The organism is Actinomadura sp. 3N407 (genome assembly GCF_052245875.1).
GTDB lineage: Bacteria > Actinomycetota > Actinomycetes > Streptosporangiales > Streptosporangiaceae > Spirillospora.
Window position 1 is genome coordinate 792,125 of record NZ_JBQQBP010000001.1, and the last position, 25,779, is coordinate 817,903.

General features: G+C 71.2%; 19 protein-coding genes. 11 read left to right on the forward strand and 8 right to left on the reverse strand.

Features of this window, described 5'->3' with window-relative positions; all coding sequences use genetic code 11:
• Window positions 1-3: 3 nt before the first annotated feature.
• On the reverse strand, window positions 4-1,803 hold the full coding sequence (locus ACTWPP_RS03780) for a glycoside hydrolase family 15 protein (RefSeq protein ID WP_443102713.1): 1,800 nt from the start codon (window positions 1,801-1,803) through the stop codon (window positions 4-6).
• Between the two features lie 257 nt (window positions 1,804-2,060).
• On the opposite strand from ACTWPP_RS03780, the gene ACTWPP_RS03785 reads away from it, so the two are divergent.
• The 7 genes from ACTWPP_RS03785 to ACTWPP_RS03815 are packed head-to-tail and all read left to right on the forward strand — an operon-like array spanning window position 2,061 to window position 11,795.
• The gene (locus ACTWPP_RS03785; protein WP_443102633.1) at window positions 2,061-4,337 is read left to right on the forward strand and encodes a hypothetical protein; all 2,277 of its coding nucleotides are present in this window, start codon (window positions 2,061-2,063) and stop codon (window positions 4,335-4,337) included.
• The gene (locus tag ACTWPP_RS03790) at window positions 4,334-5,470 is read left to right on the forward strand and encodes a hypothetical protein (protein WP_443102634.1); all 1,137 of its coding nucleotides are present in this window, start codon (window positions 4,334-4,336) and stop codon (window positions 5,468-5,470) included. The genes ACTWPP_RS03785 and ACTWPP_RS03790 overlap by 4 nt, the downstream gene beginning before the upstream one ends.
• Before the next feature lie 3 nt (window positions 5,471-5,473).
• A complete protein-coding gene (locus ACTWPP_RS03795) occupies window positions 5,474-6,259 on the forward strand; it encodes a hypothetical protein (RefSeq protein ID WP_443102635.1) in 786 nt (261 codons plus the stop codon).
• A 23-nt stretch (window positions 6,260-6,282) separates the two neighbouring features.
• Window positions 6,283-6,936 carry a hypothetical protein gene (locus tag ACTWPP_RS03800; protein ID WP_443102636.1) on the forward strand — a complete coding sequence of 218 codons (654 nt, stop codon included), beginning with the start codon at window positions 6,283-6,285 and terminating at the stop codon, window positions 6,934-6,936.
• Window positions 6,933-10,442 carry a CHAT domain-containing protein gene (locus ACTWPP_RS03805; RefSeq protein WP_443102637.1) on the forward strand — a complete coding sequence of 1,170 codons (3,510 nt, stop codon included), beginning with the start codon at window positions 6,933-6,935 and terminating at the stop codon, window positions 10,440-10,442. Before ACTWPP_RS03800 ends, ACTWPP_RS03805 begins: the two co-directional genes overlap by 4 nt.
• A 16-nt stretch (window positions 10,443-10,458) precedes the next feature.
• Window positions 10,459-10,860, forward strand: coding sequence for a hypothetical protein (locus ACTWPP_RS03810; protein WP_443102638.1), 402 nt, complete (start codon window positions 10,459-10,461; stop codon window positions 10,858-10,860).
• Window positions 10,857-11,795 (forward strand): hypothetical protein, encoded by a 939-nt coding sequence (locus tag ACTWPP_RS03815; RefSeq protein ID WP_443102639.1) that lies wholly within the window; start codon window positions 10,857-10,859, stop codon window positions 11,793-11,795. The genes ACTWPP_RS03810 and ACTWPP_RS03815 overlap by 4 nt, the downstream gene beginning before the upstream one ends.
• 59 nt (window positions 11,796-11,854) lie before the next feature.
• Here ACTWPP_RS03815 and ACTWPP_RS03820 read toward each other — a convergent pair whose 3' ends face one another.
• Together ACTWPP_RS03820 and ACTWPP_RS03825 are read right to left on the reverse strand one after the other, a co-directional pair.
• On the reverse strand, window positions 11,855-13,237 hold the full coding sequence (locus tag ACTWPP_RS03820; protein ID WP_443102640.1) for an endo-1,4-beta-xylanase: 1,383 nt from the start codon (window positions 13,235-13,237) through the stop codon (window positions 11,855-11,857).
• A gap of 81 nt (window positions 13,238-13,318) precedes the next feature.
• Complete coding sequence (locus tag ACTWPP_RS03825) at window positions 13,319-16,474, reverse strand: glycosyl hydrolase 115 family protein (protein WP_443102641.1); 3,156 nt, start codon at window positions 16,472-16,474, stop codon at window positions 13,319-13,321.
• Between the two features lie 325 nt (window positions 16,475-16,799).
• On the opposite strand from ACTWPP_RS03825, the gene ACTWPP_RS03830 reads away from it, so the two are divergent.
• The 3 genes from ACTWPP_RS03830 to ACTWPP_RS03840 all read left to right on the forward strand — a co-directional run bounded on the left by ACTWPP_RS03830 (window position 16,800) and on the right by ACTWPP_RS03840 (window position 19,426).
• A complete protein-coding gene (locus ACTWPP_RS03830; RefSeq protein WP_443102642.1) occupies window positions 16,800-17,603 on the forward strand; it encodes an SAM-dependent methyltransferase in 804 nt (267 codons plus the stop codon).
• A 101-nt stretch (window positions 17,604-17,704) separates the two neighbouring features.
• Entirely contained in the window at window positions 17,705-18,349 is a 645-nt protein-coding gene (locus ACTWPP_RS03835; RefSeq protein WP_443102643.1) for a nitroreductase family protein, read from the forward strand.
• Between the two features lie 39 nt (window positions 18,350-18,388).
• On the forward strand, window positions 18,389-19,426 hold the full coding sequence (locus tag ACTWPP_RS03840; RefSeq protein ID WP_443102644.1) for a hypothetical protein: 1,038 nt from the start codon (window positions 18,389-18,391) through the stop codon (window positions 19,424-19,426).
• Window positions 19,427-19,467: 41 nt separating this feature from the next.
• On the opposite strand, the gene trxB is transcribed toward ACTWPP_RS03840, so the two are convergent.
• The 5 genes from trxB to ACTWPP_RS03865 form a co-directional block, all read right to left on the reverse strand.
• A complete protein-coding gene (gene trxB, locus ACTWPP_RS03845; protein ID WP_443102645.1) occupies window positions 19,468-20,445 on the reverse strand; it encodes a thioredoxin-disulfide reductase in 978 nt (325 codons plus the stop codon).
• 215 nt (window positions 20,446-20,660) lie between these two features.
• Window positions 20,661-20,972: a muconolactone Delta-isomerase family protein gene (locus ACTWPP_RS03850; protein ID WP_443102646.1), complete on the reverse strand. Its 312-nt coding sequence runs from the start codon at window positions 20,970-20,972 to the stop codon at window positions 20,661-20,663.
• Window positions 20,973-20,998: 26 nt separating this feature from the next.
• On the reverse strand, window positions 20,999-21,706 hold the full coding sequence (locus tag ACTWPP_RS03855; RefSeq protein WP_443102647.1) for an alpha/beta fold hydrolase: 708 nt from the start codon (window positions 21,704-21,706) through the stop codon (window positions 20,999-21,001).
• 167 nt (window positions 21,707-21,873) lie between these two features.
• Complete coding sequence (locus ACTWPP_RS03860) at window positions 21,874-22,551, reverse strand: response regulator (RefSeq protein ID WP_443102648.1); 678 nt, start codon at window positions 22,549-22,551, stop codon at window positions 21,874-21,876.
• Window positions 22,548-23,996: a histidine kinase gene (locus ACTWPP_RS03865; RefSeq protein WP_443102649.1), complete on the reverse strand. Its 1,449-nt coding sequence runs from the start codon at window positions 23,994-23,996 to the stop codon at window positions 22,548-22,550. The genes ACTWPP_RS03860 and ACTWPP_RS03865 overlap by 4 nt, the downstream gene beginning before the upstream one ends.
• A 306-nt stretch (window positions 23,997-24,302) precedes the next feature.
• Here ACTWPP_RS03865 and ACTWPP_RS03870 point away from each other — a divergent pair, with 306 nt between their 5' ends.
• Window positions 24,303-25,757, forward strand: a complete 1,455-nt coding sequence (locus ACTWPP_RS03870; protein WP_443102650.1) for an aldehyde dehydrogenase family protein — start codon at window positions 24,303-24,305, stop codon at window positions 25,755-25,757.
• Window positions 25,758-25,779: the final 22 nt, after the last annotated feature.

Sequence of the window (25,779 nt, forward strand, 5' to 3'; positions counted from 1 at the left end):
CGACTACGGGCGTGATGTCTTGGCCGAATCCAGCCAGGCGGGGCGTGTGCCGCTGAGATGCCGCGCGGTGTTGACCAGCCCGACATGGGAGTACGCCTGCGGCGTGTTCCCGACCTGCCGCCCCCGGGCGGTGTCGTACTCCTCGCTGAGCAGGCCGAGATCGTTGCGCAGGTCCAGCAGCCGCTCGAACAGGTCGGTGGCCTGCTTGGTGCGGCCGATGCCGTGCAGGGCGTCCGCGAGCCAGAACGTGCACACCAGGAACGCGCCCTCGTCTCCCGGGAGCCCGTCGACGCCGCCGTCCGAGCGCGTGTCGTAGCGCAGCACGAACCCGTCGCGGTACAGCTCCCGCTGCACCGCGTCGACCGTCCCGACCACGCGCGGGTCGTTCCACGGCAGGAAGCCGACCTGCGGGATGAGCAGCAGCGCCGCGTCCAGCCCGCGAGAGCCGTAGAACTGGGTGAACGTGCCGCGGTCCGCGTCGTAACCCTGCTCGCACACGTCGGCGTGGATCCGTGCCCGAAGCGCCCTCCACTTGTCGGCGGGCCCCTCCAGCCCGTACCGCTCGACCGCCTGGACGGCCCGGTCGGCACCCGCCCACGCCAGCACCTTGGAATGGACGAAGTGGCGCCGGGCGCCCCGCACCTCCCACAGGCTGTTGTCGGGGTCGCTCCAGTGCCCTTCGAGGAAGTCCATCAGGGCGACCTGGAGGTCCCAGGCGTTCTCGTCCGCCCCGATGCCGGCGTCCCGCGCCAGGTGCAGGCCGTCCAGCACCTCGCCCCAGGTGTCGAGCTGGAACTGGCCGGACGCGGCGTTGCCGATCCGGACCGGCGACGACCCCTCGTACCCGGCCAGCCAGTCCACGGTGAACTCGGTGAGCCGGCGCGTCCCGTCGATGCCGTACATGATCTGCAGGGCGGCGGGATCGCCGGCGACGGCGCGCAGCAGCCACTCCCGCCACGCCTTCGCCTCGGCGACGAACCCGGTGCCGAGCAGCGCCTGCAGCGTGAACGTCGCGTCGCGCAGCCAGCAGAACCGGTAGTCCCAGTTGCGCGGTCCGCCGAGCTGCTCCGGCAGGGACGTGGTCGCGGCGGCGACGATCCCGCCCGTCGGGGCGTAGGTGAGGGCCTTCAGCGTGATCAGCGACCGGCGGACGGCCTCGTCCCACCGCCCGCCGTAGTCGTAGCCGCGCATCCAGTCCGACCAGAACAGCTCCGTGTCCCGCAGCGCGTCCTCGGGCTCGACCGCCAGGGGGCGCGGCTCATGCGACGGCTTGTACGTCAGGACGAACGGGACCCGGTCGCCGGCCGACACGCTGAAGTCGCCGTACGTGGTCATGTCGCGCCCCTCCAGCTCGACGGGCGTCTTCAGCCAGGCGGCGTCCGGGCCCGCGATCGCGTTGCGCTCCCCTTCGCGGTGCCGCATCCACGGCACGATCCGCCCGTAGTCGAACCGCAGCCGCAGCGCCATGTGCATCGGGACCCGCCCGCTGACGCCCTCCACGATCCGGACGACGTCGGCGGCCTCCCCGCGCGGCGGCATGAAGTCGATCAGCCGGACGGTGCCCTCCGGCGTCTCCCACTCCGATTCCAGGATCAGCGTGTCGCCCCGGTACCGGCGCCGCGTGCACAGCCCGCCCGACGCGGGCGCCAGCCGCCAGAACCCCGCGTGCTCGTCGCCGAGCAGGGACGCGAAGCACGCCGGGGAGTCGAACCTCGGCAGGCACAGCCAGTCGATCGACCCGTCGCGGCCCACCAGCGCCGCCGTCTGCGAGTCCCCCAGCAGCCCGTAGTCCTCGATTCGCAACGCCAAGACGCACCCCTGCTCTCATCCCGATCCGGCTCACTCCGAAGTACCCGTGATAGTGGATGTATGCCGGGGCGTCCGCGGTTCCCCCGACCTCTTCATGCCGATCCGGCGTTCGACGGCATTTTTGATCATGGCCGGATCGTGACAGCGGAATGCCGGCCGGAAGCCACGCTCGCGGATTGGCCGGGCCGTCCTTATGCTTGCCGAAAACGGGGACCGGCCCGCAGGCCGGCAGGAGTAGGGGGAAGACGCCTTTGAAAGGTGTCGGCGACCGCATTAACGCGGTCCTGGAGGCCAGGCGTGCGCAGGTCCCGGTCGTCGAGCGGGAGATCTCCCAGTGGGAGAGCGTCTTGCGGCTCCTGGACGACCTCGGCGCGACGCTCCGGGAATTCGATTCCGCCGAGGAGGGCAAGGACGCGGCCTCCGCGATCGCCGGCCTGGACGTCGCGGCGCTGAGCGCCCGGGCGGCCGGGGCGCTCGGGGCGCTGGCGGCCGTGCGCGCCAAGGTTGGGCGCCGCACGGTGAACATCGGGGTCAGCGGCCGTGCGCGCAACGGCAAGAGCACGTTGCTGCAATCATTGTCGGGCCTGTCCGACGAGCAGATCCCCACCGGCCGCGGCCAGCCGGTGACCGCCGTACGCAGCCGAATTCACCACTCGGTAACGCGCGCGGACGCCCAATTGACCATGCATTCCGAACAGTCGTTCTGCGATGAGGTGCTGGCGCCTTACCACACCGTTCTCGGATTTTCATCCCCACCGCGGACACTGGACGAATTCGCCGCCCATCGTTATCCGAATGAGGACGGCACGCAGAACGATGCGCAAGGGGAGGGGCTGCGCGGCCACCCGCGGTTCGGCCCGGTGCTCGCCCGGCTCGGGGAGATGCGCGAATCGCTGGACACCTTCCGCGGCCACCTGACCGGGGGAACGCGGGGGGCCGACCTCGGCGAGCTGCGCGGCTGGGTCGCCTACCCGCCGGCCGGGGGCGCCTCCGGCGGCCCACCGGACCGCCGCTACCTCGCGGTCCGGGACGTCGTGATCAACTGCGCTTTCCCGATCGAGGACGTGGTGGCGCTGGGCCTGGTGGACCTGCCCGGGCTGGGGGAACTCGTCCCGAACGCCGAGGAGCACCACCTGGCGGGCCTGGAGAACGAGGTCGACTTCGTCCTCATGGTGAAGCGGCCGACCGACACCGGCGCCCTCTGGTCGGTCGAGGACGCCCAGGCGCAGGAGCTGATCAGGCGCGCCGGCGGGGCCGTCGCCGACCGCGACTTCATGGCGATCGTGGTCAACACCGGCGGATGCGAGCAGGTCAACATCGACGCGCTCAACGCCGACATCGACAAGCGGCTGAACGAGGGCGTCCCCGGCCGGTTCCACCACGTGATCAACGTGGACGCGGCGGACCGCGCCGACGTCCGCGACCGGGTGCTCACCACGGTGCTCGACCATCTCGCGACGGCGCTGCCGCGGATGGACGCCGCCTCCGTCGGCCGGGCGCTGGACACCAGCGCGGCGGCGCGGCGGGACGTGCTGGCCTCCGTGGAGGACGCCCTGGCGGGGCTGCGCTCCGTCATGACGCCCACGGCCACCGAGGAGCTGATCGCCCGCGCGGAGGCGCTGCGGCTGGAGGCGGCCGAGTCGCTGCAGGCGTGGGTGGACGTGCTGCGCGAACGCGCCGGCGAAGGCTACGAGGACCAGGAGTTCCACGCCCGCGTCAAGGAGGTCGCCGACGACGTCCGGGCCTGGATACTCGACGGGTTCGGCGAGGGCGAGGACGCATGGACGCGGCGGGCGCTCGGTCAGATGCGCCTGCACAAATCCGGCGCGTCGTTCGCCGAAGGCGCCCTGAACGGCATCCGTGTGGAGGTGTCCCGCCGGTTCAGCGCCATCGACGACCTGCTGCTGCGGCGCCGCGAGCGGTTCTGGACCGAGCTGATCGACGCGCTGGGCCCCCGGCTCGGGCGGCTGGTGGAGGACGAGGACCCGCAACGGGCGCTGCGCGGGCTGGCCGAGCGGCTCCGGGAGGCCCCCGACCCCTGCCCCGTCCTGGCGGAGTCGCTCGACCTGGTCCTGGACGTCCGGCTCGACTACCGCACCCGCGTCCTGCCCAAGGTGCGCCGGGCGCTGGAGGTGCTGCTGCCGCAGTCCCGCGGGGACGCCGCGGAGCTCGCCGCGATGCTGACGGTGCCGCGGACCCCGGAGGGCGCGGCGGAACTGTTCGTCGCGGTGTCCCAGCTCGCCCGCCAGGCCGCCTACGACGCCGGCAAGGTCCTCGCGGGCGAGCCGAACGTGAGCGCGGCGGCCCTGCACGCCTACGGCGAGCAGTTCGAGGACTCGGTGATCCGCTCCGGTGCGTCGGAGGCCGAGTTCCGCCGGATCGCCGGCGCGTTCCGCGACCAGCTTTGGGACGAACATCCGTCCGGGGCCGCCACCGCCCGCGTCCAGCGCGTCCGGGGCGCACTGACACGGCTCAGGCAGACGCTGCGCGACGCGGCGGCGACCACTCACGGGGGTGCGGGGAAATGAGCGAAGCGTTCAAGGTCGCGGTGGTCGGCCCGTCCAGGGTCGGCAAGACGACGCTGCTGACCGCGATCCTGTCGGACACCGCCGATCTGCTGGCGGGCACGCCGGTCAACGTCGCGCTGGACGAGGCGACGGCGAGCCGGGTGCGCCGGCAGAAGAACCAGCTCCGCGGAGCGATCGCGGCCGGCGAGTTCGACGCCGCCGCGCTGGGCGGCACACAGTCGATGTCCTCGTACGAGATCAAGCTGCAGGCCGACGGCGACGTCGGGCTGGAAATCCCGTTCCGCATCCTCGACTACCCCGGCGGATGGCTGGACCCGGACAGGCGAACGGAGTCACCCGCCGCGCAGGAGCAGTGGCCGCGCTGCGAGGCGCACATCAAGGACAGCATCATGCTTTTGATGCCGATCGACGCGGCGGTGCTGATGGAGGCGTCGACGCCGGCGCAGCGCGCCGCCGTCCCGGACCTGCTCGGTCTGACGGACGTCGAGGCCGTCGCCGAACGGTGGGCCAAGACCCGCAACCAGCGGCCCGCCGAACCGGCGGTGCTCCTGCTGGCGCCGCTGAAATGCGAGAAGTACTTCGCCGACAACGGCGGCGCCGGGCACGAGGCCGGCAGGGTGCGCAAGGAGGTGCGCGAGAAGTACAAGGAGGTCAGGCGGATCGTCGAGGCCGAATGCAAGGACCGGCTGGTGCACGTCGTCTACGCCCCGATCGACACCTACGGCTGCGTCGAGCTGATGGAGGCCGAGTGGCCGGAGCTCGAGCCCGGCCGGCTCGACTTCCGCGGGCACTACCGGTTCCGGGGACGTCCGCCGACGATCAGCGTGAAGGCCGCGGGGACGGTCATGCAGGAGCTGTGCCGCGCCATCCTGGACAGCCAGATCGGGAGGACGACCAAGGAAATCGACGCGAACCTGACTACTTACACCAGGCTGCTGGAACGCAGGGCGGGGGAGAAGGGCTTCTGGGGCGCGATCAGCTACTACCTCGGTGGTGAGGCGCTGGACAACCGGGCCCAACGGCAACGCAGCCAGCGGGAGATCGCGCAGGGGCACCGCCAGCGGGAGCAGCTCCGTGAGGCCGTCGAGAAGCTCGTCGCGGCACCGACCGACGACCGCGTGGAGGTGTGGTAGCCGATGCGGGCCTACCTGATGACGCGCGGGATCCGGCGCGATCTCGACTACGACTTCGTCGGCGCGTCGCCGCCCGACCGGTGGTGGCGGTCCCTCGACGACCGTGACCTCGTCGTCCTGGAGGAACCGGCCGTGCTGGCCAGGAACGCGGAAGGTTCGACGGGGATACTGGTCAGCGGCCTGCCCTCGTCCCGGCGAGACGTGCTGGGAACCCGCATCCGGCACACGTTGGTCGTGGACGGGCTGGAGGCCGACTCCGCACTGGCCGGGCGGCTGGCCGCCACCGCGCTCGACCCGGACGGCCGTCACCGGCTGGGGAAGGAGCTGGACGGGCTGCTGCCCATCGAGGCGGTCGAGGCCGCCCTGTCCGGGGACGCGGGCGGCGCCGAGATAGGCGAGCTGCTGGAGAACCTCCTCAGATCCGCGGGCTGGGCGACGGAACCGGCCGGGGACGTCGCCGACCGCGAAGGGTCGTGGGCGGCGTCGCTGAACGATCCCCGTGGCCGTGCCGACTTCCTGGCCCGGATCGCGGCGTTGGCGGACGGGCGCGAGGGGCACGCGTTCGTCACGCATTCGCTGACGACCACTTCCGGAGCCGGACGCGCCGCGGCGGAACTGCCGGGCGACACCGCGATACTCCTCGCGGACGGGGAGATCGGCGGGGTGGTGGCGCTGGGAAAAGGCGTGGACGCCGTGGCGGGTCCGACCCGTCCCGGCGTCCCGCTGACGGCCGGGCTGACCGCCGTGGCCCTGATCGCGGTGATCGTGCTGACGATCCTCTTGCTCTGATCGCCCCGGACGAGGAGTTCCGCTTGAGCCTCCAGGCCGGTGCCCGCTGGTGGACGGGATTCGTGAGCGTCTCCCCGCCCTTCCTCCACGGGACCGTCACCGCGTACGGGACGACCGACGAAGTCCCCGTCGAAGGCTCGTTCGCCCTGGAGAGCGCGATCTCGCGCGAGATCGCGCGGGTTCAGAGGCTTCCCGGTGGAGATCTGCTGAATCCCGTGGTGAAGGCGAAGGGGCGCGTCGACCTTCGTTTCGACGAGTTCCGGCTGCGCGGCGCGATCGACGGGCGCAGATGCAGGAAGACCGAGGTCCGGCGGCATGGGCACGTCCAGCGCGGCATGCTGGAGTGCGCCGAACTCCTGGACCGGCTGGGCGAGCTGACCCGGGCGGTGTCGCTGGAACTGCACCGGCTCGGCGAGCACGATCCCCGGGACGCCCTCGAGAAGGCCCTGCGCAGCTGGCGTATCGCGCGGCTGCGGCTCGGGATCGGGGAGAGGCAGCCGGGCAGCGACAAGGCGAACGACGGTACCCGCATCCTGCGCAACGCCCTGGACGGCGAACCGCTCACCGATCCGCGCCTGCGGGAACTGGCCGAAGAACTGATCGGCAGGCTGGAGACGATCGAGCACCCGACGCGGGCGGGCCGGATCCGGGATCTGCTCGGGGACCTCGCACGGTGACCGAGGATGTGATGACGCGGGCGATGGCCGCGGTCGCCAGGCGGATCGCGGTGCTGATCTGCCTCGATGACCGGCGTGCGGTGCTGGACGACGCCGCGATGGAGGATCTCGCGGTGCTCGACGAACTGGCGCGGCGGCCCACCCGGTCGGGCGGGGGCTCCTTCTCCGTCTACCTGACGACGTGGCTGCTGCTCGCGCGCCTCCAGTCCGACCCGCACCTGCCGACGGCGGAACTCGAACGCCGGACGGCGGACGCTCTCCTCGCCCAGTTCCGGGAGAAGTCGCCCGGCATGTTCCCGGACGCCGCCGACGAGGTCATCAAGGGCACCGCCACCGCGTTGCCGCCCTCACCGACGTTGTGGGCGTTTCTGACGGACGTCCTCACCGCGACCGGGGGCGCCGCCGACAGGAGTCTCGCAACGCAGCTGATCATGCAGCGGGCGACGGTTCTGGCGGGCCGCTATATGGCGCTGCGCGAGCCGGACGACCTTGACGCGGCGATGGCCCTGGTGGGCGAAGCCTTGGAGGCCACCGAACACGACGGCCCGGAGCTGGGCATACGCCTGGCGACCTCCTCGCATCTGCACCAGCTCCGGTATGAGCGGGACGTCGAACCCACCGACCTGGAGGAGGCCGTCCGCGCCGGTGAGAAGGCGGTGGCCCTGCTCACCGGGGACGGCCGCAGCTCCTTCGCCCTCAACGCCGCCGGGCTGGCGATGCTGGAGCGGTTCCGGGTGGACGGACGTCCCGAGGACGCCGACCAGGCGGTGGCGTGGCTGCGCATCGCCGCCGGGGACCGCGCATCCAACGAACCCGCCGCCGACCTCACCAACCTGGCGGTGGCCCTGCGGGAACGCGACCCGGTCGGGACGGTCCGCCCGGACGACCTGACGGAGGCCATCGCGCTCTACGAGAAGGCCCTCGGCAGAACGTCCGAGGACGACCCGTCCCTCCCCGGCCTGCTGGCCGACCTCAGCGAGGCGCTGCGCACCGCAGCCGAACAACACTCCGACCCGGCACTGCTGGACCGCGCCGTGGAAACCGCCGAAGGGGCGGTCGCGCGCGCCGGTGAGCATGCGAACGGAATGCTCCAAGCGAACCTGTGGGCCCATCTCGGCGCCGCCCGCGGATTGAGGGCTCGGCAGACGGAGTCCATGGAAGGCTTCAACCGGGCGGTCGAGGCGAAACGACGGGCCATCGAGATCTCCTCGGCGGGCGGCCACCCCGGGCTGCCCGCCCATCTCCACAATCTCGGCATGTGCCTGCACGACCGGTTCCACCGCTCGCAGCAGCTTGACGACCTGGAGGAGGCCACACGCGCACAGGAGCGCGCCGTGGAGATGACCCCGCCGGACGCACCGGACCGGTACGAGCGGCTGCACGGGCTCAGCATCACCTCGCTGACGCACTACTCCTGGAGCCGCGACCCGGCGAGGCTGGAGCGCGCGGTGGAGGCCGCGGGCGAGGCCGTGACGGGTACATCGCCCGGCGATCCGATGTTCCCCTCCCGGCTTCAGCAGCTCGGCACGGCGGTGGCGAGAGCGGCGAGGCGGCCCGACGCGGCATCGGGTGCGCTCGACCTCGCGGTCACCTGCATGACCAGGGCGCTGAACCTCACCCCTCCCGAGTCGCCGTATTACGTCGGACGGCTGGTCGCCACCGCCGAGGCGCTCACGGACGCCGGCGACCGGGCCGAGGCGGAACGGCTGCTGGCCGAAGCCGTCGAACGGTCGCCCACCACGGACCCTCGACGGTGCCTCGCGCTGGCGTCCCTGGCCCGGATACGGCTCGAACGGGCGGCGCGGGAGCGGGAGGACCGGCCGGCGGCGATCGATCCGGCCCGCGAGGCCGCCCGAATGGAACACGGCCCGGTCGTCAACCGGCTTCTGGCGGCGGAGGTGTGGGGGGTCGCCGCCGGCCTCCAGGAGGACTGGACCGAGGCCGCCGAGGCCCATGCCCTCGCCATCGACCTGCTGGCGATGACGGTCGGGATCGGCCAGGACCGCCGCAGCGCCGAGGCCGGTCTGGCGCGCCGCCCCACGCTCGCCTCCGACGCGGCCGCCTGCGCGATCGCCGCCGGCGACCCCCGTGCGGCCCTCGACGTGCTCGAACGCGGACGAGCCGTGCTCTGGGCGCAGATGCTCGAACTGCGCACCGAACTGGACGCCGTCGAGGCCGCAGACCCCGACCTCGCCCGCACCCTCCGCGAGGCCGCCGCCGTCCTCGGCCGCGATCCCGCCGAGGAGCGCGAACGCGGCACGAGCATTCCTTCGCCCCGGACGGGGCCCGTCTCCTCTGGACGGGCGGCCGTCCGTCCGGAACCGCTCACCACCGGCCGCGCGGACCGGCGTATCGAGGCGGCCGAGACCTGGTGGCACGGGGTCGCCCGGGCGCGAGCCGAGTACGGCCTGATGCGGCCCCCGGACCCGGCCGAGATGCGCGCCGCGACATCGGGCGGGTGGCACATCGTGATCAACGTGAGCGAATGGCGCTGCGACGCCCTCGCCGTCCGCGACGGGCGCATCCAGGTGATCCCGCTCGACGTCGGCGCCGAGGAGATCAACGAGCGGGTGGACCTGCATGTCGCCGCGCTGGCCGCCTTCGAGGAGGCGCCGGGCGGGCTCGCCGCCACCGTCCCTTTCGGTGCGGCCGTGGCCGGAACCGTGGAGTGGCTGTGGGACGCGGTCGCCGGGCCGGTCCTGGAAGCCCTCGGCCTCGGCGTCGTCACCGGCGACGACTGGCCGCGCGTCTGGTGGTGCCCGACCGGCCGGCTGGCACTGCTGCCGCTGCACGCCGCCGGCCATCACGGCGCGCGGGACGGTCGCGCGGTCATCGACCGGGTCGTCTCGTCCTACACCCCGACCCTTGGCACCCGGATCGGCGCCCCGGAAGCCTCAAGGGCCGGTCGGATGCTGGTCGTCACCGCGGGTGCCTCGGAAGGCGAGCGGGCGCTGCCTTACGTCGCCGAGCAGCTAGCCGTCCTGGAGCGAACGTTCCCGGAGGGCGCGCGCACCGTCCTGACCGACGAGAACGCCACCGCCGACCGGGTGCGGGACGGGCTGGCCACGCACACGTGGGCGCATCTGGCCTGCCACGGCGTCCACGATCTGAGCGACCCCGCGCGGGGCGGCATCGTCCTCCATCGCGAACGGATCACCACCCCGGAACTGGCCGCCGAATCGTCCGGCCACGGCGAGTTCGTCTGCCTGTCCGCCTGCAAGACGGCGATGACGGGCGACGCCCTGGCCGACGAGATGGTCACGGTCGCTGCCGCCTTCCACTACACGGGCTGGCGCCACGTGGTCGCGGCTCTCTGGTCCATCGACGACAAGGACGCGTTTCGCGTCGTGGACCTCCTCTACGGAGGGGAGTTGGCCCCCCGGCCGGGCGTCCTGGAGCCCGGGAACGCGGCAGCCGCTCTGCATCACACGATCCGCACCCTGCGCGACACGAAGGCCCGCGGCGGCGTGTGGACGTGGGCGGCCTACGTCCACATCGGTCCCTGAGTGAGAAAGGCGTTCGATGACCGATTTCAACATCCTGCAAGACCCGGACATGGGGGACGAGCCGCCGCGCGACGCGCTGCACGTCTCCCTTCCGTCCGGCATCTCCTTCGCGGACGGCCTCGGAGTGGTCGAAGCCGTGCTGGAGGCGGACACCTCGCGGCATGAGAGCATCGTCGTCAGCATCGGGGACACGCCGCAGGCGATGACGTCGCGCACGTTCCTGGCCGCGAACTTCGACATGACCGGCCTGATGGGCCCGGGGGCGGCTCAGCGCCAGGAACTTCCCGGGCAACCGGCCAAGTACGTCCCGCTCCACTACAGCTGCCCGGTGTGCGGGGCGGAGCAGTACCGTGTGCGCGCGCTCGCTGGACTGCGGTGCCCCAATGATTGCGGCCCCATGGTCCTGGATTCCCAGTGAAGTTCGACGCGACCGCGAAGCCGCCCCTGGAGGCCTTCTCCAACCGGTTCTTCCTCGTCGGCTACTTCCCGTCCTACGCGGCGGCCCTCTACATCCTGATCCTCGTGTGGGCGGGCGCGCCCGCCGACCGGGTCTCCTTCTGGCGCGCCTGGCAGACCGCCACGCAACTCGGCGTCGGCGAAGCCATCTTGATCTTTGTCGCGGTCGTGCTGGCCGCGCTGCTCCTGCAGCCGCTGCAACTGTCGCTGACCCGCCTGCTCGAAGGCCAGTGGCCGGTGAAACGGATGCGGGAGGCCGGACGCAAGTACCAAGCGTGGCGGGCTCGCCCGTTGCGCGAGACCGCCGACCAGCCGGTCGGCGTCCTGCCGGACGGCAGGCCCAACCCCGCCCTGCAGGAGGCGGGGGCCGCGGACGCCGTGTACTACAGGCGCTATCCCCAGGACGAGAACCTCATCCGCCCCACCGCCCTCGGCAACGCGCTCACCGCGATGGAGGCGGGTGCGGGCGACGTCTACGGCTGGGACGCCGTGGTGGCGTGGCCCCGGTTGTATCCGCTTCTCGGTGATCGGATGCGGGCTCTCGTCGACGAAGCCCGCGACACCCTCGACATGTCCGTCCGCCTCTGCGTGGTCACGGCGCTTCTGGTGCCGGTCAGTCTCGGGCTGCTGCACGAATCCGGCCTGTGGCTGCTGCTCACCCTCCTGCCGCTGGCCGTGTCGTGGACCGCCTACACCGGTGCGGTGCGCGCCGCGCAGACCTACGCGGGGACCGTTCACGCGGCCTTCGACCTGCATCGCTTCGACCTGATCACGGCGTTGCGACTGCCGTTGCCGCTCTCGTCCGCCGGGGAACGCGAGCAGGCGAAGGCGCTGTGCCGAATGTGGCGCCAGGGCGTGCCGGTCGACTCACGCTACGCGCAACCTCCACAACAGTGACCGGCACGGCGGCCTGGGAGCTGCCGCCGTGCCGGTTGTCAGGGGGATGGGGGGCAGGGTCAGGGAGTGCTGCAGGTGAGTGCGGGGTTGGACACGTTCCCGTTCGAGGCGCTCGCGGTGAACCCGAACGAGGCGGACGCGCCCGGTGCCAGGCTGGAGTTCCAGCCCGCGGGCTTGACCGTGATGACGTTGCCGTTCTCGGTCGGGCTGCCGTTCCAGAGGGACTGCACGTCCTGCCCGGAGTTCATGGTCAGGACGGCCGTCCACGAGCTGACCGCGCTGCTGCCGGCGGTGATGGTGACCTGGCCGTTGAACCCGGTGTTCCACTGCGCGGTGCGGGTGTAGGTGCAGGTGACGCTGCCGTCGCCGTCGCCGTCCCCATCTCCGTCGCCGTCGCCGTCTCCGGGGGTGCCGCCGAGGGCCTCAAGCGTCGCGTCGTACGCCGGCTTCTTGTTGTAGTTGTCGTCGAAGAGCAGCGCCGCGCCCTCGCCCTCGAAGACGTCCGGAACCCAGGAGTACTTGTCGGTCACGCCCCACACGGTGATGCCCTTGCAGCGCGGCACGGCCAGGCACGCGGAGGTCACGGCACGGTAGTCGCTCGCCTGCTGGGCCAGCTTGGAGCTGTTCGGCGGGGTCTGCATCCGGATGTCCAGCTCGGTGATGTAGACGTTCACGCCCAGGTCCGCGAAGCGCTGGATGTTGGCCTGGATGTCACCCGGGATGCTGCCCACGATCAGGTGCGCCTGGAGGCCGACGCAGTCGATCGGGACGCCGCGGGACTTGAAGTCCTGGACCATGGCGTAGACGGCGTCGCTCTTCGCGTTCCGGCCGTCGATGTTGTAGTCGTTGTAGCAGAGCTCGGCGCCCGGGTCGGCCTGGCGAGCCGCCCGGAACGCCTCCTCGATGTAGCCGTCGCCGATGACGCGCTGGAAGACGGTGTCGCGCCGCGCGCCCGACCCGTCCTGGAACGCCTCGTTCACGACGTCCCAGTACTCGAGGTCGCCGCGGAAGTGGCCCGCGACGTTCGAGATGTGGTTCCGCATGACGTCCAGCAGCTCGGTGCGCGAGGAGATGCTCTCGACCCAGCCGGGCAGCTGGCTGTGCCAGACGAGGGTGTGCCCGCGCACCGCCATGGCCTGGGACTGGGCGTGGCTGACGAGCTGGTCGGCCGCGCCGTAGCTGAACGAGTTCCGGGACGGTTCCGTGGTCTCCCACTTCATCTCGTTCTCGGGGGTGAGCTGGTTGAACTCGCGGTTCAGCGTGTTGACGTACGCGGATTCGCCCATGTGGCTCTGGGCGGCGGCGGTACCGAAGACGATGCCCTTGGCGGCCGCCGCCTCCTTCAGCGTGCTCGCCGCCGCCGAGGCGGGGAGCGCGCCGGCCACCAGCATCGCCAGGAGCAGTGTGACCGCTCCAAGCACCGCGGTGAGTGCTCTTCTCATGGTTTCGATCCTCCTTGGGGGTGGGGGCCTTTTCGTCCGGGCGCTTCTCGGGGATGCGGATGAAAAGGGTCAGGCGGGGGGTCAGCGAAACCCGGCCCTCCGGCTTTCGGGGGGCCCGAGATAGGAGGTCCTGAGTCCTCCGGTGTCGACCACGATCTTCTGCAGGACGACGGTCGGGTCGACCATCCAGAATTTCAGGGTGTGCGTCCCCGCTCCGGTGATGGTGTGCGTGGTGACGGTGCGGTTGACGTTGTCGGAGGTGTTCCGCTCCCATTGCTTGTTCATGGTCGTGTCGTTCGCACCGGTCGCTTCGGTGACGTTCACGACCTGGGGCTCGTCGCCGTCGATCGAGACGGCGTACTTCAGCCCCTCGGTCGAAAGGACGCTGTTCCTCGGCGACAGGTAGGCCCAGACCTTCACCGGGCCGGTCGTCGTCAGCGTCATGTCGTATTCGAGGCGCGGGCCTTCACCGGGCTCCTGGCTGGGCGCGGTGACGGGGAACGGCTCCATTCCGGCGTCCGTCCGCCCGACGCCCGGGACGCGCTTCCAGTGGGCGTCGCCCGTGCGGGTCGCGCGGGTGTAGCCGTCGGCGTCCATGGAGACGTAGCCGCCGGCCTCCAGGAAACCGCGGGCCTTGAACGATTCCGGCTTGTCGACGACGGCATGGACGGTGACGGTGCGGCCGTCGGCTCCGGAGATCTCGATGGGCACGCGGCTGGTCCCCTCGGGCGCACGCCGCCAGTCGACCCGCACCGTCGCCCGTATCTGCTTGTCGACGCGGCCTCTGGCGTGGGTGACCTTCACCCACGGCTCGGCGGGGGAGATCCGGTAGGCGAAGGGGTCGGAGCCGCGGTTGAACACCTCGATGTACTGCTGGGGCGCGCTCTGGTACGGGCTGAATTCCGGCAGGACGGCCTCGGACTTCTCCTCCGGCCACCACTTGTCGGAACCGTCGATGGCGACGCCCATCTCGGAGCCGTCCGGTACCTCGATCCGCTTGAGCTCGGGGAAGATCTTGTCCGGCAGGGCCACGTGGTCCTTTTCGGGCTGCTGCCAGGGCGCGTTCGGGCCGTAGCGTTCCACGTCCCCGTAACCGATCTTCGGCTGGCTCTGGAAGCCGTTCCATTTCCCGCCGGCGAGCTCGTTGTTGTAGTAGTCCGACATCGCCTGGTCCTCGTTGAACCGGGCCGCGGCGAGGGCGGCCTGGTCATTGGTGGCCGCCCGTCCCTGCTCCGCGTAGAGAATGTTCGTGAATTCGGCCTCGCGCAGCTCGTACAGGTTGGCCGTCGCCTTCACCCGGTAGTGGACGAGCTGGTAGTAGGCGTCCTGATACTCCTCCGGCAATCGGTGGCGTATCCGTTCGGCCTTCCTGGCGAGCCGTTGCCACCGTGCGGTGACCCTGTCCATCTCCCGGTACCGGTTCAGGTAGAACGGCGTTTCCTCGTCGTCGTAGACGACCGCGGACGGGTCGGTGGAAATGTCCTTCTCCGGGTCGACGGTGATGCGGCGGTTGAGCAGCTCAGGCTTGCGGAGCGCCTGGAGGTCGCCGTAGGCGTTGAGCACCTCGGCGATCTCGCCCGCGTGCTTGGAACCGAAGTTCTGCGCGGCGAACTGCCGTTCCCATTCGTCGAGCTTGTGCAGGGGCCAGCGGTCCGGGTCCCAGGCGTAGTCGAGGAAGAACTGCAGCGGCAGCTCGTTGCTCTTCATGTCGCCGACGTTCGCGACCCACAGGTTCCGGATGCCGTACTGGTACGACTGGTGCAGCTGCTCCCACGTGTTGCCGAGCTGCGCGGTGTCGACCCATTTGTAGTTGCGGCCGCCGCCCACATAGTCGAAGTGGTAGTAGAGCCCGTATCCGCCGGGGCGTTCCGGCAGCCCCCGCTCGGGCATCTTGCGCATGTTCCCCCAGTTGTCGTCGGTGAAGACGACGGTCACGTCATCGGGGACGCGCATGCCCCGGTCCCAGTACCGCTGCACCTCCTTGTAGAGGGTCCAGACCTGCGGGGTGGCGGACGCCTCCTCACCGGTGGCCTCTTCCAGGATCGCGCGCTCGCTGGCGATGATGTTCTGCATCAGTTCGATGCCGTCGCCGTCGGGCAGGCTGGTGTCGCCGTTGCCGCGCATGCCGAGGGTCACGACGCCCTCGAAGTCGTCCCGGACCATCCGCTCGATGCCGTCTTTCCAGTACTTCTTGATGGCGTCGGAGTTGCGGCGGAAGCTCCACTCGCCCGTCCCGCCGTACGGGTCGCGGCCCGGCTTGGTGATGTCGCCGTTCTCGTCGCGCTCCGCCGGGACGGCGTGCCGGTTCCACTCCTCGATGCCCCGCATCATCGGCGCCTCGTGGGACGTCCCCATGACGACGCCGTACTTCTTCGCGGTCGCGTGGTTCAGCGGATCGTCCTCGGCGAACGCCCGTCCCCATACCGCCGGCCACAGGTAGTTGGCCTTCAGCCGCAGCATGGTCTCGAAGATCTTGGCGTAGAACTCGTGGTTGAAGCCGTTGGGATAACCGGGTGCCTTTCCCTCGCCGAAGAACTTCGGCGCCCACCGGTTCAGTGCGGGGTTCTCGTCGTTGATGAAGAAGCCCCGGTATTTGACGGCCGGTGTGCCCTGGGTGTGGCGGCCCGGCTTGACGTACACCTCGTCCCGCTGCCGCGACGGGGCGTCGGCCCAGAAGTACCAGGGGGAGACGCCGATGTTCTTGGAGACGTCGTAGGCGCCGTAGATGGTGCCGCGCTGGTCGCTGCCGGCGATGACGAACGCGCGGCGGACGCCCGGCATCGGGTGGTCCACCACCTGTTCGAGGGTGGTCTCCCATTTGCCCGCGATGCCCTTCACGTCCAGCTTCCCGGAGGAGACGAGCCGGTCGATGAGCGGGCTCTTGCCGATCGTGCCGATGATGACGACGGCGCGTCCGGACGGGACGTCGCCGTCGGTGGAGAGCGCGGGGCGCTCGCCGGTCACGCGCTCGATGTCGGCGCGCAGGTCTCCGGCGACCCGTACGACGCCGGGATGGTCGGCGCCGCTGACCACCAGCGGCGCGGCCTTCCCGTCCGCGACGAGGGGGAAGTGCCCGCGCCCGTCCCGGAACGAGATGTAGGACGAGGGGTCGGCGGGCCTGTCGTGGCCGTGCCCTGCGCGGTCGGCGGGGAGCGCGGCGGCGGGCTGGGCGGTGAAGGCGATGACGGTCGGTATCAGGGCCAGGAGCGACTTCCACGTCCGACTCGATCTGCCCATCGGCTGTCTCCTCACTGCGGGAGCGTCATGGCTTCGAAATATTTCGATACTTTTCGAGAGCCGACAGGAAAATAACCCCAGGAATCCCTTTCGTCAACCACCTCTTTCACCCTGGAGTGAGGCAAAGGGCTCTGATCAGGCCGCTTGCGGTCACGACTCGTCCATCGAAACATTTCGAAGAGGGTGGGACGATCAGAAAAGGCCGTGCGCGGCCGGCCCCGCACATTTCGTTCCGCGGAAAGATCGGAACGCAATATGCTCTCTCGCAGGTGGCCGCGATCCCTCGCGGTGGTGGGTCGGCGATCGCTAGAGAGGGCCCCGAACAGTGACCAACGATGAGCAGGCTCACGTCGACCTGAACGTGGACGTCGCTCACCCCGCCCGGATGTACGACTACTACCTGGGCGGAAAGGACAACTACGAGGCCGACCGCGTGGCCGCCGAAGCGTCACTGGAGGCCGCGCCCGAGCTTCGCGCGATCGCGCGGGAGAACCGCGCCTTCCTGCACCGCGTCGTCCGTCACCTGGTGAACGCCGGGGTCAGGCAGTTCCTCGACATCGGCGCCGGGCTCCCCACCCAGCGCAACGTCCACGAGGTCGCCCAGGAGATCGCGCCGGAAACACGCGTCGCCTACGTGGACAACGACCCGATCGTCCTGGTCCACGCGCGGGCGCTGCTGAGCTCCCACCGGCTCGGCCGCACGGCCGTCGTCCAGGCCGATGTCCGCGACCCCGAGGCGATCGTCGCCGACGACGGCGTACGCTCGCTGATCGACTTCGGGCAGCCGCTCGCGGTCATGCTCGTCTCGGTGCTCCAGTTCGTCCCCGACCGTGAGCCGCAGGACATCGTCGCCCCGCTGCGGGACGCGATGCCGGCCGGCGGCTACCTGGCCGTGTCGCACCCCACGCAGGACTTCCGCGCCGGCCAGGTGACCCAGGTCGCCAGCACCTACAACCGCGCCAAGGCCCCCGCCGTGCCGCGCCGCAAGGCCGAGATCGAGCGCGTCTTCGACGGCTTCGAAGTGCTGGAGCCCGGCATCGTCCAGACGCCCCTGTGGCGGCCCGACGGCCCGGTCACCACCAACCTCGATCTCATCTGGATGTACGGCGCGGTGGGCCGGAAACTCTGAGCCGGCCAGACCCGGCCGCCCGGCCGTCTCACCGCGCCCGACCGCAGAACCGCAGAACCGCAGAACCGCAGTCCGACCCGACCTGACCCCGGAGAGGTGACATGGACGTCATCGAGGCCATGAAGACAACGGGAACGTGCCGCTACTTCCGCAGTGACCCTGTGCCGGACGAGGTCCTGATGTCGGCGTTCGAGGCCGCGAGGTTCGGCCCGCAGGGCGGCAACCGGCAGCCCGTCCGCTGGGTCGTCGTCCGCGACGAGGACCGCAAGCGGCGGCTCGCCGAGTGGTACCTGGCGCCCTGGAAGGCCTACCTGGAGGGCATCGGCACCGGGGACATCGGCGTCGGCACCCTGCCCAAGGCCGTCACCGACGCCGACCACTTCGCCGAGCACCTGCACGAGGTCCCGGCCATCGTCGTCCTGTGCGCCGAGATCGACGGCCTGCACCCCACCGACCTGGAGCTCGACCGGTTCAGCGTCGTGGGCGGCGGGTCGATCTACCCCACCGCGCAGAACTTCTGCCTCGCGCTGCGCGACCAGGGCGTCGCCAGCGCCATGACCACCCTCCTCGTCCACGTCGAGCCGCAGGTCAAGGAGCTGCTCGGCATCCCGGACGGCGTCATCACCGCCGCCCACATCGCGGTCGGCTACCCGGAGCACGGCTTCCCCGCCCGGCTGACCCGCGCCCCCGTCGATGAGATCGTCTTCGACGAGACCTACGGCACCCCATTCACCGGCGCACGCTGAAGCATGGTGGAGTGGAGGGGCCGATACCGAGGAGCGTTGATGGCACCGTTGCCGCTACTGCCCACGTCGCTGGTCGGGAGTTACGCCCAGCCCGAGTGGCTGATCGACCGGTCGAGGCTCGCCGGGCGGTTCCCGCCGCGCGTCCGAGCCAAGGAGCTGTGGCGCGTCGCGCCCGACCTCCTCGCCCGGGCGCAGGACGACGCGACGCTGCTGGCGATCCGGGCGCAGGAGGAGGCGGGGCTGGACATCCTCACCGACGGGGAGATCCGCCGGGAGAGCTACTCGAACCACTTCGCGACGGCGCTGGAGGGCATCGACGTCGACAACCCCGGCACGGCGCTCGACCGCAGCGGTCACCCGAACCCCGTCCCGCGGATCACGGGGCCGATCCGCCGGCCGCGTCCGATCGAGGTCGAGGACGTGCGGTTCCTGCGGGCGCACACCGACCGGACGATCAAGATGACGGTGCCCGGGCCGTTCACGATGTCCCAGCAGGCGCAGAACGAGCACTACCCCGACGCGGAGGCCGCGGCGATGGCCTACGCCGAGGCGGTCAACGCCGAGATCGCCGACCTGTTCGCGGCCGGCGCGGACGTGGTGCAGATCGACGAGCCCTATATGCAGGCGCGTCCCGACGCCGCCCGCGCGTACGGGCTGAACGCGCTGAACGCGGCGCTCGACGGGATCACCGGCACGACGGCGGTGCACATCTGCTTCGGATACGCGGCGATCATCCACGAGCGCCCGGAGGGCTACTCGTTCCTGCCGGAGCTGGCCGGCTGCCCGGTCGGCCAGATCTCCATCGAGACCGCGCAGTCCGGGCTCGACCTGGGTGTCCTCGCCGACCTCACCGACAAGACGATCATCCTCGGGGTGATCGACCTGTCCGACGAGGCGGTGGAGACCCCCGAGACCGTCGCCGGGCGCGTCCGCCGCGCCTTCGACCGGGTCCCGCCCGAGCAGATCGTCATCGCCACCGACTGCGGGATGAAGTACCTGCCGAGAGAGTCGGCGGAGGGGAAGATGCGCGCGATGTCCGCCGCCGCCGACCTGCTCCGCGGGGAATTCGGAAGCTGACGGCGGCATGCGTACGGCCCGTACGCATGCCGCCGCGCCGGTCAGCCGTGGTGGGACAGTTCCTTCTGCGGCTGCGGGACGGTCTCGGCCATGCCCTGGTCCGCCAGCCACCGCTCGGCGTCGATGGCGGCGGAGCAGCCGGTGCCGGCGGCGGTGACGGCCTGGCGGTAGACGTGGTCGACGACGTCCCCGCAGGCGAACACGCCGGGGATCCCGGTCGCGGTGGCCGGCGCCTCGACCTTCAGGTAGCCGTCGGCGTCGGTGTCGAGCCGGCCGGCGAACAGTTCGCTGCGCGGGTCGTGCCCGATCGCGATGAACAGGCCCGTGACGTCGAGGCGGCTCTCCTCGCCGGTGCCGGTGTCGCGCACCTGGACGCCGGTCAGCCGGTCGTCGCCGAGCACCCGCACCACCTCGCCGTTCCAGCGGAAGGTGATCTTCTCGTTGGCGAACGCCCGATCCTGCATGATCTTGGACGCGCGCAGCCGGTCGCGGCGGTGGATCACGGTGACGGAGCGGGCGAACTTGGTGAGGAGGATCGCCTCCTCGATCGCGGTGTCGCCGCCGCCGACGACGGCGACGTCCCGGTCGCGGAAGAAGAAGCCGTCGCAGGTCGCGCACCATGACACCCCGTGGCCGGAGAGCCGTTTCTCGTCCTCAAGCCCGAGTTCGCGGTAGCCGGAACCGGTGGCGATGATGACCGCCCGCGCCAGGTGCACGTCCGCGCCGACCTTGACGACCTTCGGGTCGGCGGTGAGGCCGACCTCGGTGACGTCGTCGGCGACGAGTTCGGCGCCGAAGCGCTCGGCCTGCCTGCGCAGGTCGTCCATCAGGTCCGGACCCATGATCCCGTCCGGGAAGCCGGGGAAGTTCTCCACGTCGGTGGTGTTCATGAGGGCACCGCCGGCCGTCACCGAACCCTCGAACACCAGCGGCTTGAGGTCGCCCCGGGCCGCGTAGATCGCGGCCGTGTAGCCCGCGGGGCCCGAGCCGATGATGATGACGTTACGGACGTCGCTCACTGTTCTGCGCCTCTTCCACGTGATCGCCGTTCACTGGTTCATTTCCTGCCGGCCGTACACGGATTCGCGCCAGGGGATGGCAAAACGCTTCAGTCCGTTGACGGCGAAGTACGGCAGCAGGCCCAGTGCCGACGGCAGGATGATCGTCGCGAACGGCGCGGGCGCGCTCAGCTCGTTGAGGGGTGCGGACCACCGGGTGGCTCAGCGGCGGCCCGTCACTGCTCGCGCTCCTGGGGATGGGTCGCGAGGGGCTCCACCGTGACGTCCAGCCATGGCGCCATGGGCAGGGACATCAAGGCGTCGTGCAGCTCGGCGGGGTCCGCCGCCTCGTAGAGGCCGATCGTCGCCGTACGGCCGGGCACCCGCCACAGCCTCTTCAGGACGCCGGACGCCCGCAGCTCCATGGCACGCTCGCGCTCGGCCTTGCGCAGCCGCTCCCGCTCGTCGGCGGGGGTGGCCGGGGGCAGCCGGTTCTCGGCCCGGACGAGGAACTCCACGTCGTTGTCCTCTTTCTCGTCTGTGAACATGCGTTTCTCGTCTGTGGACACGCGGTTCAGAGGTCGGCGAGTTCGAGCAGGACGTCGGCGAGCGCCTTGGGCGCGGTGACCATCGCCTCGTGTCCCGTCTCCAGTTCACGGACGGGCCACCCGCGCCGCCGGGCGCGGTCCGCCTGGGCCCGGAAGACCCGCATCCAGCTGACGCACTCGACGAACGCCGCCGGCACGCCGTCGGCCGCGCCGGTCAGCCGGAGCGGATCGGTGTAGGTCTTCCACGGATGCGGGGTCAGCCTGGGAATCAGCCAGTCCACGTCGTCCTGCTCGTTCACGCCGAGCACCGACAGCGACCGGACGGGGACCAGCCATCCGAACCCCGCGGTCGCGGCGGAGTCGGCCCAGTGATGCGCCACCGTCTCCGGCAGCAGATCCCGGGCCGCCTCACCGTCCGCGCCGGCGAAGGCGTCGAGATGGACCCGCCTCGCGATGGCGTCCGGGCGGCGGTCGGCCACGGCCGTGACGATCTGCCCGGCGTAGCTGTGCCCGACCAGCACCACGTCGCGGAGCCCGAGGACGTCCAGGAGCCGGACGACGTCCTCGGTGTGCGTGTCCAGCCCGACCTGGGGAGACAGCAGATGCGCCCGCTCGGACAGCCCGGTCAGTGTCGGCGCGTGCACCTCATGCCCGGCGGCGCGCAGCGCGGGGACGACCCGGTCCCAGCACCACCCGCCATGCCACGCGCCGTGCACCAGTACGAAGACGCTCACGTTGTCGCCGACCCCCTAGCCGGTGGTTGAGCCGGGCACGGCGGGGTCACCGCGCCCCTGCACAACCGTAGGAAAAGGCCCGCAACGGGTGGTCGGCCAGATGTCGGCGCCGTGCGGCCGATTCGGCGCACCGGCACTACGACATACGTCTCGGACGCACGTCCCGGTCAGGACTGCGGCGAGATGAGCCCTTCCCGGATGGCGAGCAGCGCGGCCTGCGTGCGCGAGGAGAGCTGGAGCTTCGTCAGGATGTTGCTGACGTGGGTCCGCGCCGTCCGCTCGCTGATCATGAGCTTGCCGGCGATGTCGCGGTTGGAGCCGCCCTGCGCGAGCAGGATGAGGATCTCCCGTTCCCGCGCGGTCAGCGACGCCAGGCCGACATGCGGGGCCGACATCCGCCGGACGAGCCGGCCGGCCACGGCCGAGTCCAGGTGGACCTCGCCGTCCACGGCGGCGCGGACGGCGGCGACGACCTCCTCCGGCTCGGCGTCCTTGAGCACATAGCCGGTGGCGCCGGCGGCGAGCGCGGCGTGGACGCGCTCGGCCTCGCCGAAGCTGGTCAGCACGACGATCTTGGCCGACGGGTGGCGGCGGACGATCTCCGCGGTCGCCTCCACGCCCCCCATGCGCGGCATCTTGAGGTCCATGAGCACGACGTCCGGCATCGGCTCGCCCAAGGTCTGCCACTGCCGCAGCCGCTCGATCGCCTGCCGCCCGTCGGCCGCCTCGCCCAGCACGCGCAGCCCCGGGACGGTGTCGGTGTAGGCGATCAGGCCGCGCCGCACGATCGCGTGATCGTCGACGATCATGACCCGGATGACGCCGGCGGAGGTGTCGTCGGTCATCGGTCCCCTTCCCGTCCGGCGCGCGTGCCGGGCAGCCGCACCCGGACCGTCCAGCCGCCCGCCGCGCGGGGACCGGCGGTGAGCAGACCGCCCCAGCGTTCGGCGCGTTCCCGCATCGACACGAGCCCGAGCGCGGACGCCTCCGGATCCGCGGTCTCCGCGCCGGGGCCGCGACCGTCGTCGGTCACCTCGATGTCCAGGCCGCCGCCGGCCGTCCGGTCGAACCGGACGACCGCCTTGGCCGCCCGCGCATGCTTGACCACATTGTGCAGCGCCTCCTGGACGATGCGGTACAGGTCCTCCTGGAGTTCGACTCCCAGGTCGGGCTCCCCGCCACCGCCCGTCAGGACGTCCACGGCCAGTCCGGTGCGCGCCTCCAGGCCGGAGGCGTGCGCCTGGACGGCCTCGACCAGCCCTCGCTCGCCCAGGTCCAGCGGGCGCAGTTCGAAGACGAGCCCGCGCAGATCGTTCAGCGCGCTCTGCGACAGCTCCGCGAGTTCCTCCGCGCCGTTGCGGACGACGGCCGGATCGGCGCCGGCGCCGTCGAGCTGCGCCCGCAGCGCCTTGGCCTGCATGCGCATCGAGAACAGCTGCTGGACCACGGAGTCGTGCAGGTCCCTGGCGAGCCGGCGGCGCTCCCGCGACCGCGCCTGCGCCAGGAGCGCGGCGGTGTCGATGGCGACCGCGGCGTGGTCGGCCATGGCCTTGAGGAAGGCCAGGGAGTCGGCTCCCGGATCCTCGCGCGGAACGTAGTACGCGTTGATCGCGCCGAGGGTGCGGCCGCGGATGACCATCGGCATGGCCACGAACCCGTCCCAGTCGGGACGGTCCATGATCTCCCACAGCGGCTCCCACACCGGATCCGCCATGATCATCGGTTTGCGGTGCGGTACCACGACCGGCTCGCCCCGCTGGAAGGCGTCCAGGAAACGGACCCTGGCGCCCCGCCGGCGGCAGGCGCTCAGCCGCTCGGTGAAGTCGCGGGCGTCGCCGAACCCGGCCATGCCCAGCACCCGCACCGCGTCGTTCGGGTCGTCGATCGCGAGGATCTGCACCGCCGCGATGTTCGCCGTCATCACGATCTCCCGCGCCACGGCGTCGAGGGTCGCCCGCAGCGAGCCCGCGTCGGCGACGCTGGAGGCGGCCCGCACGATGGCGGTGAGACGCGCACGCTGCCGCAGCGTCTCGGTCACGTCCCGGAACCAGACCGCGTACCCGTTGCCGGGCACCGGGGCGAGACGGTATTCGAGGTCGCGCTGACGCCCGTCGGGAGCCGTCCACGGCGTGTGGCACAGGTGCCCGGGGACACCGACGTCGAACGGCGCGGAGGCGCCTAGGAGCTCCCGGGAGGAAATGCCGAGGATGTGCTCGGCGGTCGGGTTGACGAGGGTGAAACGGGCGTGGCGATCGAGAACCGCCATGCCGTCGGCGGACACCTCGAGCATGACGCGGAGTGCGGACCGGTCCGCGTTTCCGGATTCCCGGGCAGTGCCGGCGGTGGATTCCAACGTCGTACCGTACCTCTCCAGGCCGAACCGCCAGAATACCCACCGATTTCCACATGTTCCGGCCCTTGGCCTGCGGCGGAGAGCAATCGCGACAAATGACGTAGCCCGGTCCGGGACATCCGATCCCCCCGAGGCGGTCATTCAGCGGATACTTCCGATTTGCGGGCCGACTACTCTCCGAGCCAAGCCTCGAACACCCGGGGCCCGTCTTCCCCGTCTCCGATCGCCGAGGTGTGAGCGCCGATGATGCCGCTGGATCAGCTTCCCGAGATCAAGACCGACCTCTTCATCGACGGCGAGAGCCGGACGGCGGACGACACCCTGCGGGTCATCGACCCCGCCGACGGGGTGTCGGTGGTGGGGTACGCCGCGGCCGCCGGCGCCGAGCAGGCCTCCGACGCCGTCGCCGCGGCCGACCGGGCGTTCCCCGCCTGGGCCGCCCGCACCCCGCGGGAGCGCGCCGGGCTGCTGATCGCCGCGCTCGCGCCGCTGGAGGCCGACCGGCCGGTGGCGGCGGAGATCCTCACCCGGGAGAACGGGAAGATCCGGATGGAGTCGGTCATCGACTGCATCGTGTTCGAGAAGCGCTTCCGCCTGGCCGCCGAACTGGCGGACCAGGTCGGCCACGTGACCCGGCTGGCGGCTCCGCCGGTCCGGACGGAGATCTCGTATCTGCCGCTGGGCGTCGTCACGATCATCGTGCCGTTCAACTGGCCGCTGGCGATCCTGGCGGCCTCGCTGCCCCAGGCCCTGCTGGCCGGCAACACCGTCGTCGTGAAGCCGCCGCCCACCACGCCGCTGGCCGCGGTCCACGTCGTCCGGCAGGTGGCGCAGGCGCTTCCCCCCGGGGTCCTCAACGTCGTGACCGGCGCCGACGACGAGATCGGCGCCGCGCTGATCGAGGACGCCCGGGTCAGGAAGGTCTGCTTCACCGGCAGCGTCGCCGGGGGCAGGCGGATCATGTCGATGGCCGCGCCGTCGCTGACCCGGGTGGCGCTGGAACTGGGCGGCAACGACCCGGGGATCGTCCTGGCCGACGCCGACCTCGGGCCGGAGCCCATGCGGCGCCTGTTCTCCGGGACGTTCGACTCGACCGGCCAGATCTGCATGGCACTGAAGCGCCTCTACGTGCACCGCTCCCGCTACGACGAGGTCGTCGAGGGCCTGTCGGCGCTCCTGGAGACCACACGGCTGGGCCACGGCCTGGACGAGCAGGTGACGATGGGGCCGCTGCACAGCCCTCGGCAGCTGGACTACGTCCGGGAACTCCTCGCCCAGGCCCGCGACAGCGGCGCCGAGGTCCGCGAGTTCGGCGAGGCGGCCGACGGCGCGGACCTGACCCGCGGCAACTTCATCAGGCCCTCACTCGTGCTCGACCCGCCGGGCGACGCCCGCGTCGTGACCGAGGAGCAGTTCGGCCCCACCCTCCCGATCCTGCCGTTCGACGACGCGGTCGCCCGCGCCGACGACGGCTGGTCGGGGCTGTGCTCCTCGGTCTGGACGTCCGACCTGGACCGCGCCGCCGCGCTCGCGGCACGCCTGCGCACCGGCTACACCTTCGTCAACGCCCACGGCGCCGGCCACCTCGACGAGCGCGCGCCCTTCGGGGGCTTCAACCAGAGCGGCATGGGCCGGGAGATGGGCATCGAGGGGATCCGCGAGTTCATGGACACCCACTCCGTCGGCTTCCCCGCGTAGCCCTCGAAACCGCGACGGCATA

Excerpts from the sequence above, each read along its gene's own strand:
- ACTWPP_RS03790 (WP_443102634.1), top strand. The coding sequence starts at position 4,334 with ATGAGCGAAGCGTTCAAGGTCGCGGTGGTCGGCCCGTCCAGGGTCGGC.
- ACTWPP_RS03795 (WP_443102635.1), top strand. The coding sequence starts at position 5,474 with ATGCGGGCCTACCTGATGACGCGCGGGATCCGGCGCGATCTCGACTAC.
- ACTWPP_RS03810 (WP_443102638.1), top strand. The coding sequence starts at position 10,459 with ATGACCGATTTCAACATCCTGCAAGACCCGGACATGGGGGACGAGCCG.
- ACTWPP_RS03820 (WP_443102640.1), bottom strand. The coding sequence starts at position 13,237 with ATGAGAAGAGCACTCACCGCGGTGCTTGGAGCGGTCACACTGCTCCTG.
- ACTWPP_RS03825 (WP_443102641.1), bottom strand. The coding sequence starts at position 16,474 with ATGGGCAGATCGAGTCGGACGTGGAAGTCGCTCCTGGCCCTGATACCG.
- ACTWPP_RS03835 (WP_443102643.1), top strand. The coding sequence starts at position 17,705 with ATGGACGTCATCGAGGCCATGAAGACAACGGGAACGTGCCGCTACTTC.
- ACTWPP_RS03840 (WP_443102644.1), top strand. The coding sequence starts at position 18,389 with ATGGCACCGTTGCCGCTACTGCCCACGTCGCTGGTCGGGAGTTACGCC.
- ACTWPP_RS03850 (WP_443102646.1), bottom strand. The coding sequence starts at position 20,972 with ATGTTCACAGACGAGAAAGAGGACAACGACGTGGAGTTCCTCGTCCGG.
- ACTWPP_RS03860 (WP_443102648.1), bottom strand. The coding sequence starts at position 22,551 with ATGACCGACGACACCTCCGCCGGCGTCATCCGGGTCATGATCGTCGAC.
- ACTWPP_RS03865 (WP_443102649.1), bottom strand. The coding sequence starts at position 23,996 with ATGCTCGAGGTGTCCGCCGACGGCATGGCGGTTCTCGATCGCCACGCC.
- ACTWPP_RS03870 (WP_443102650.1), top strand. The coding sequence starts at position 24,303 with ATGATGCCGCTGGATCAGCTTCCCGAGATCAAGACCGACCTCTTCATC.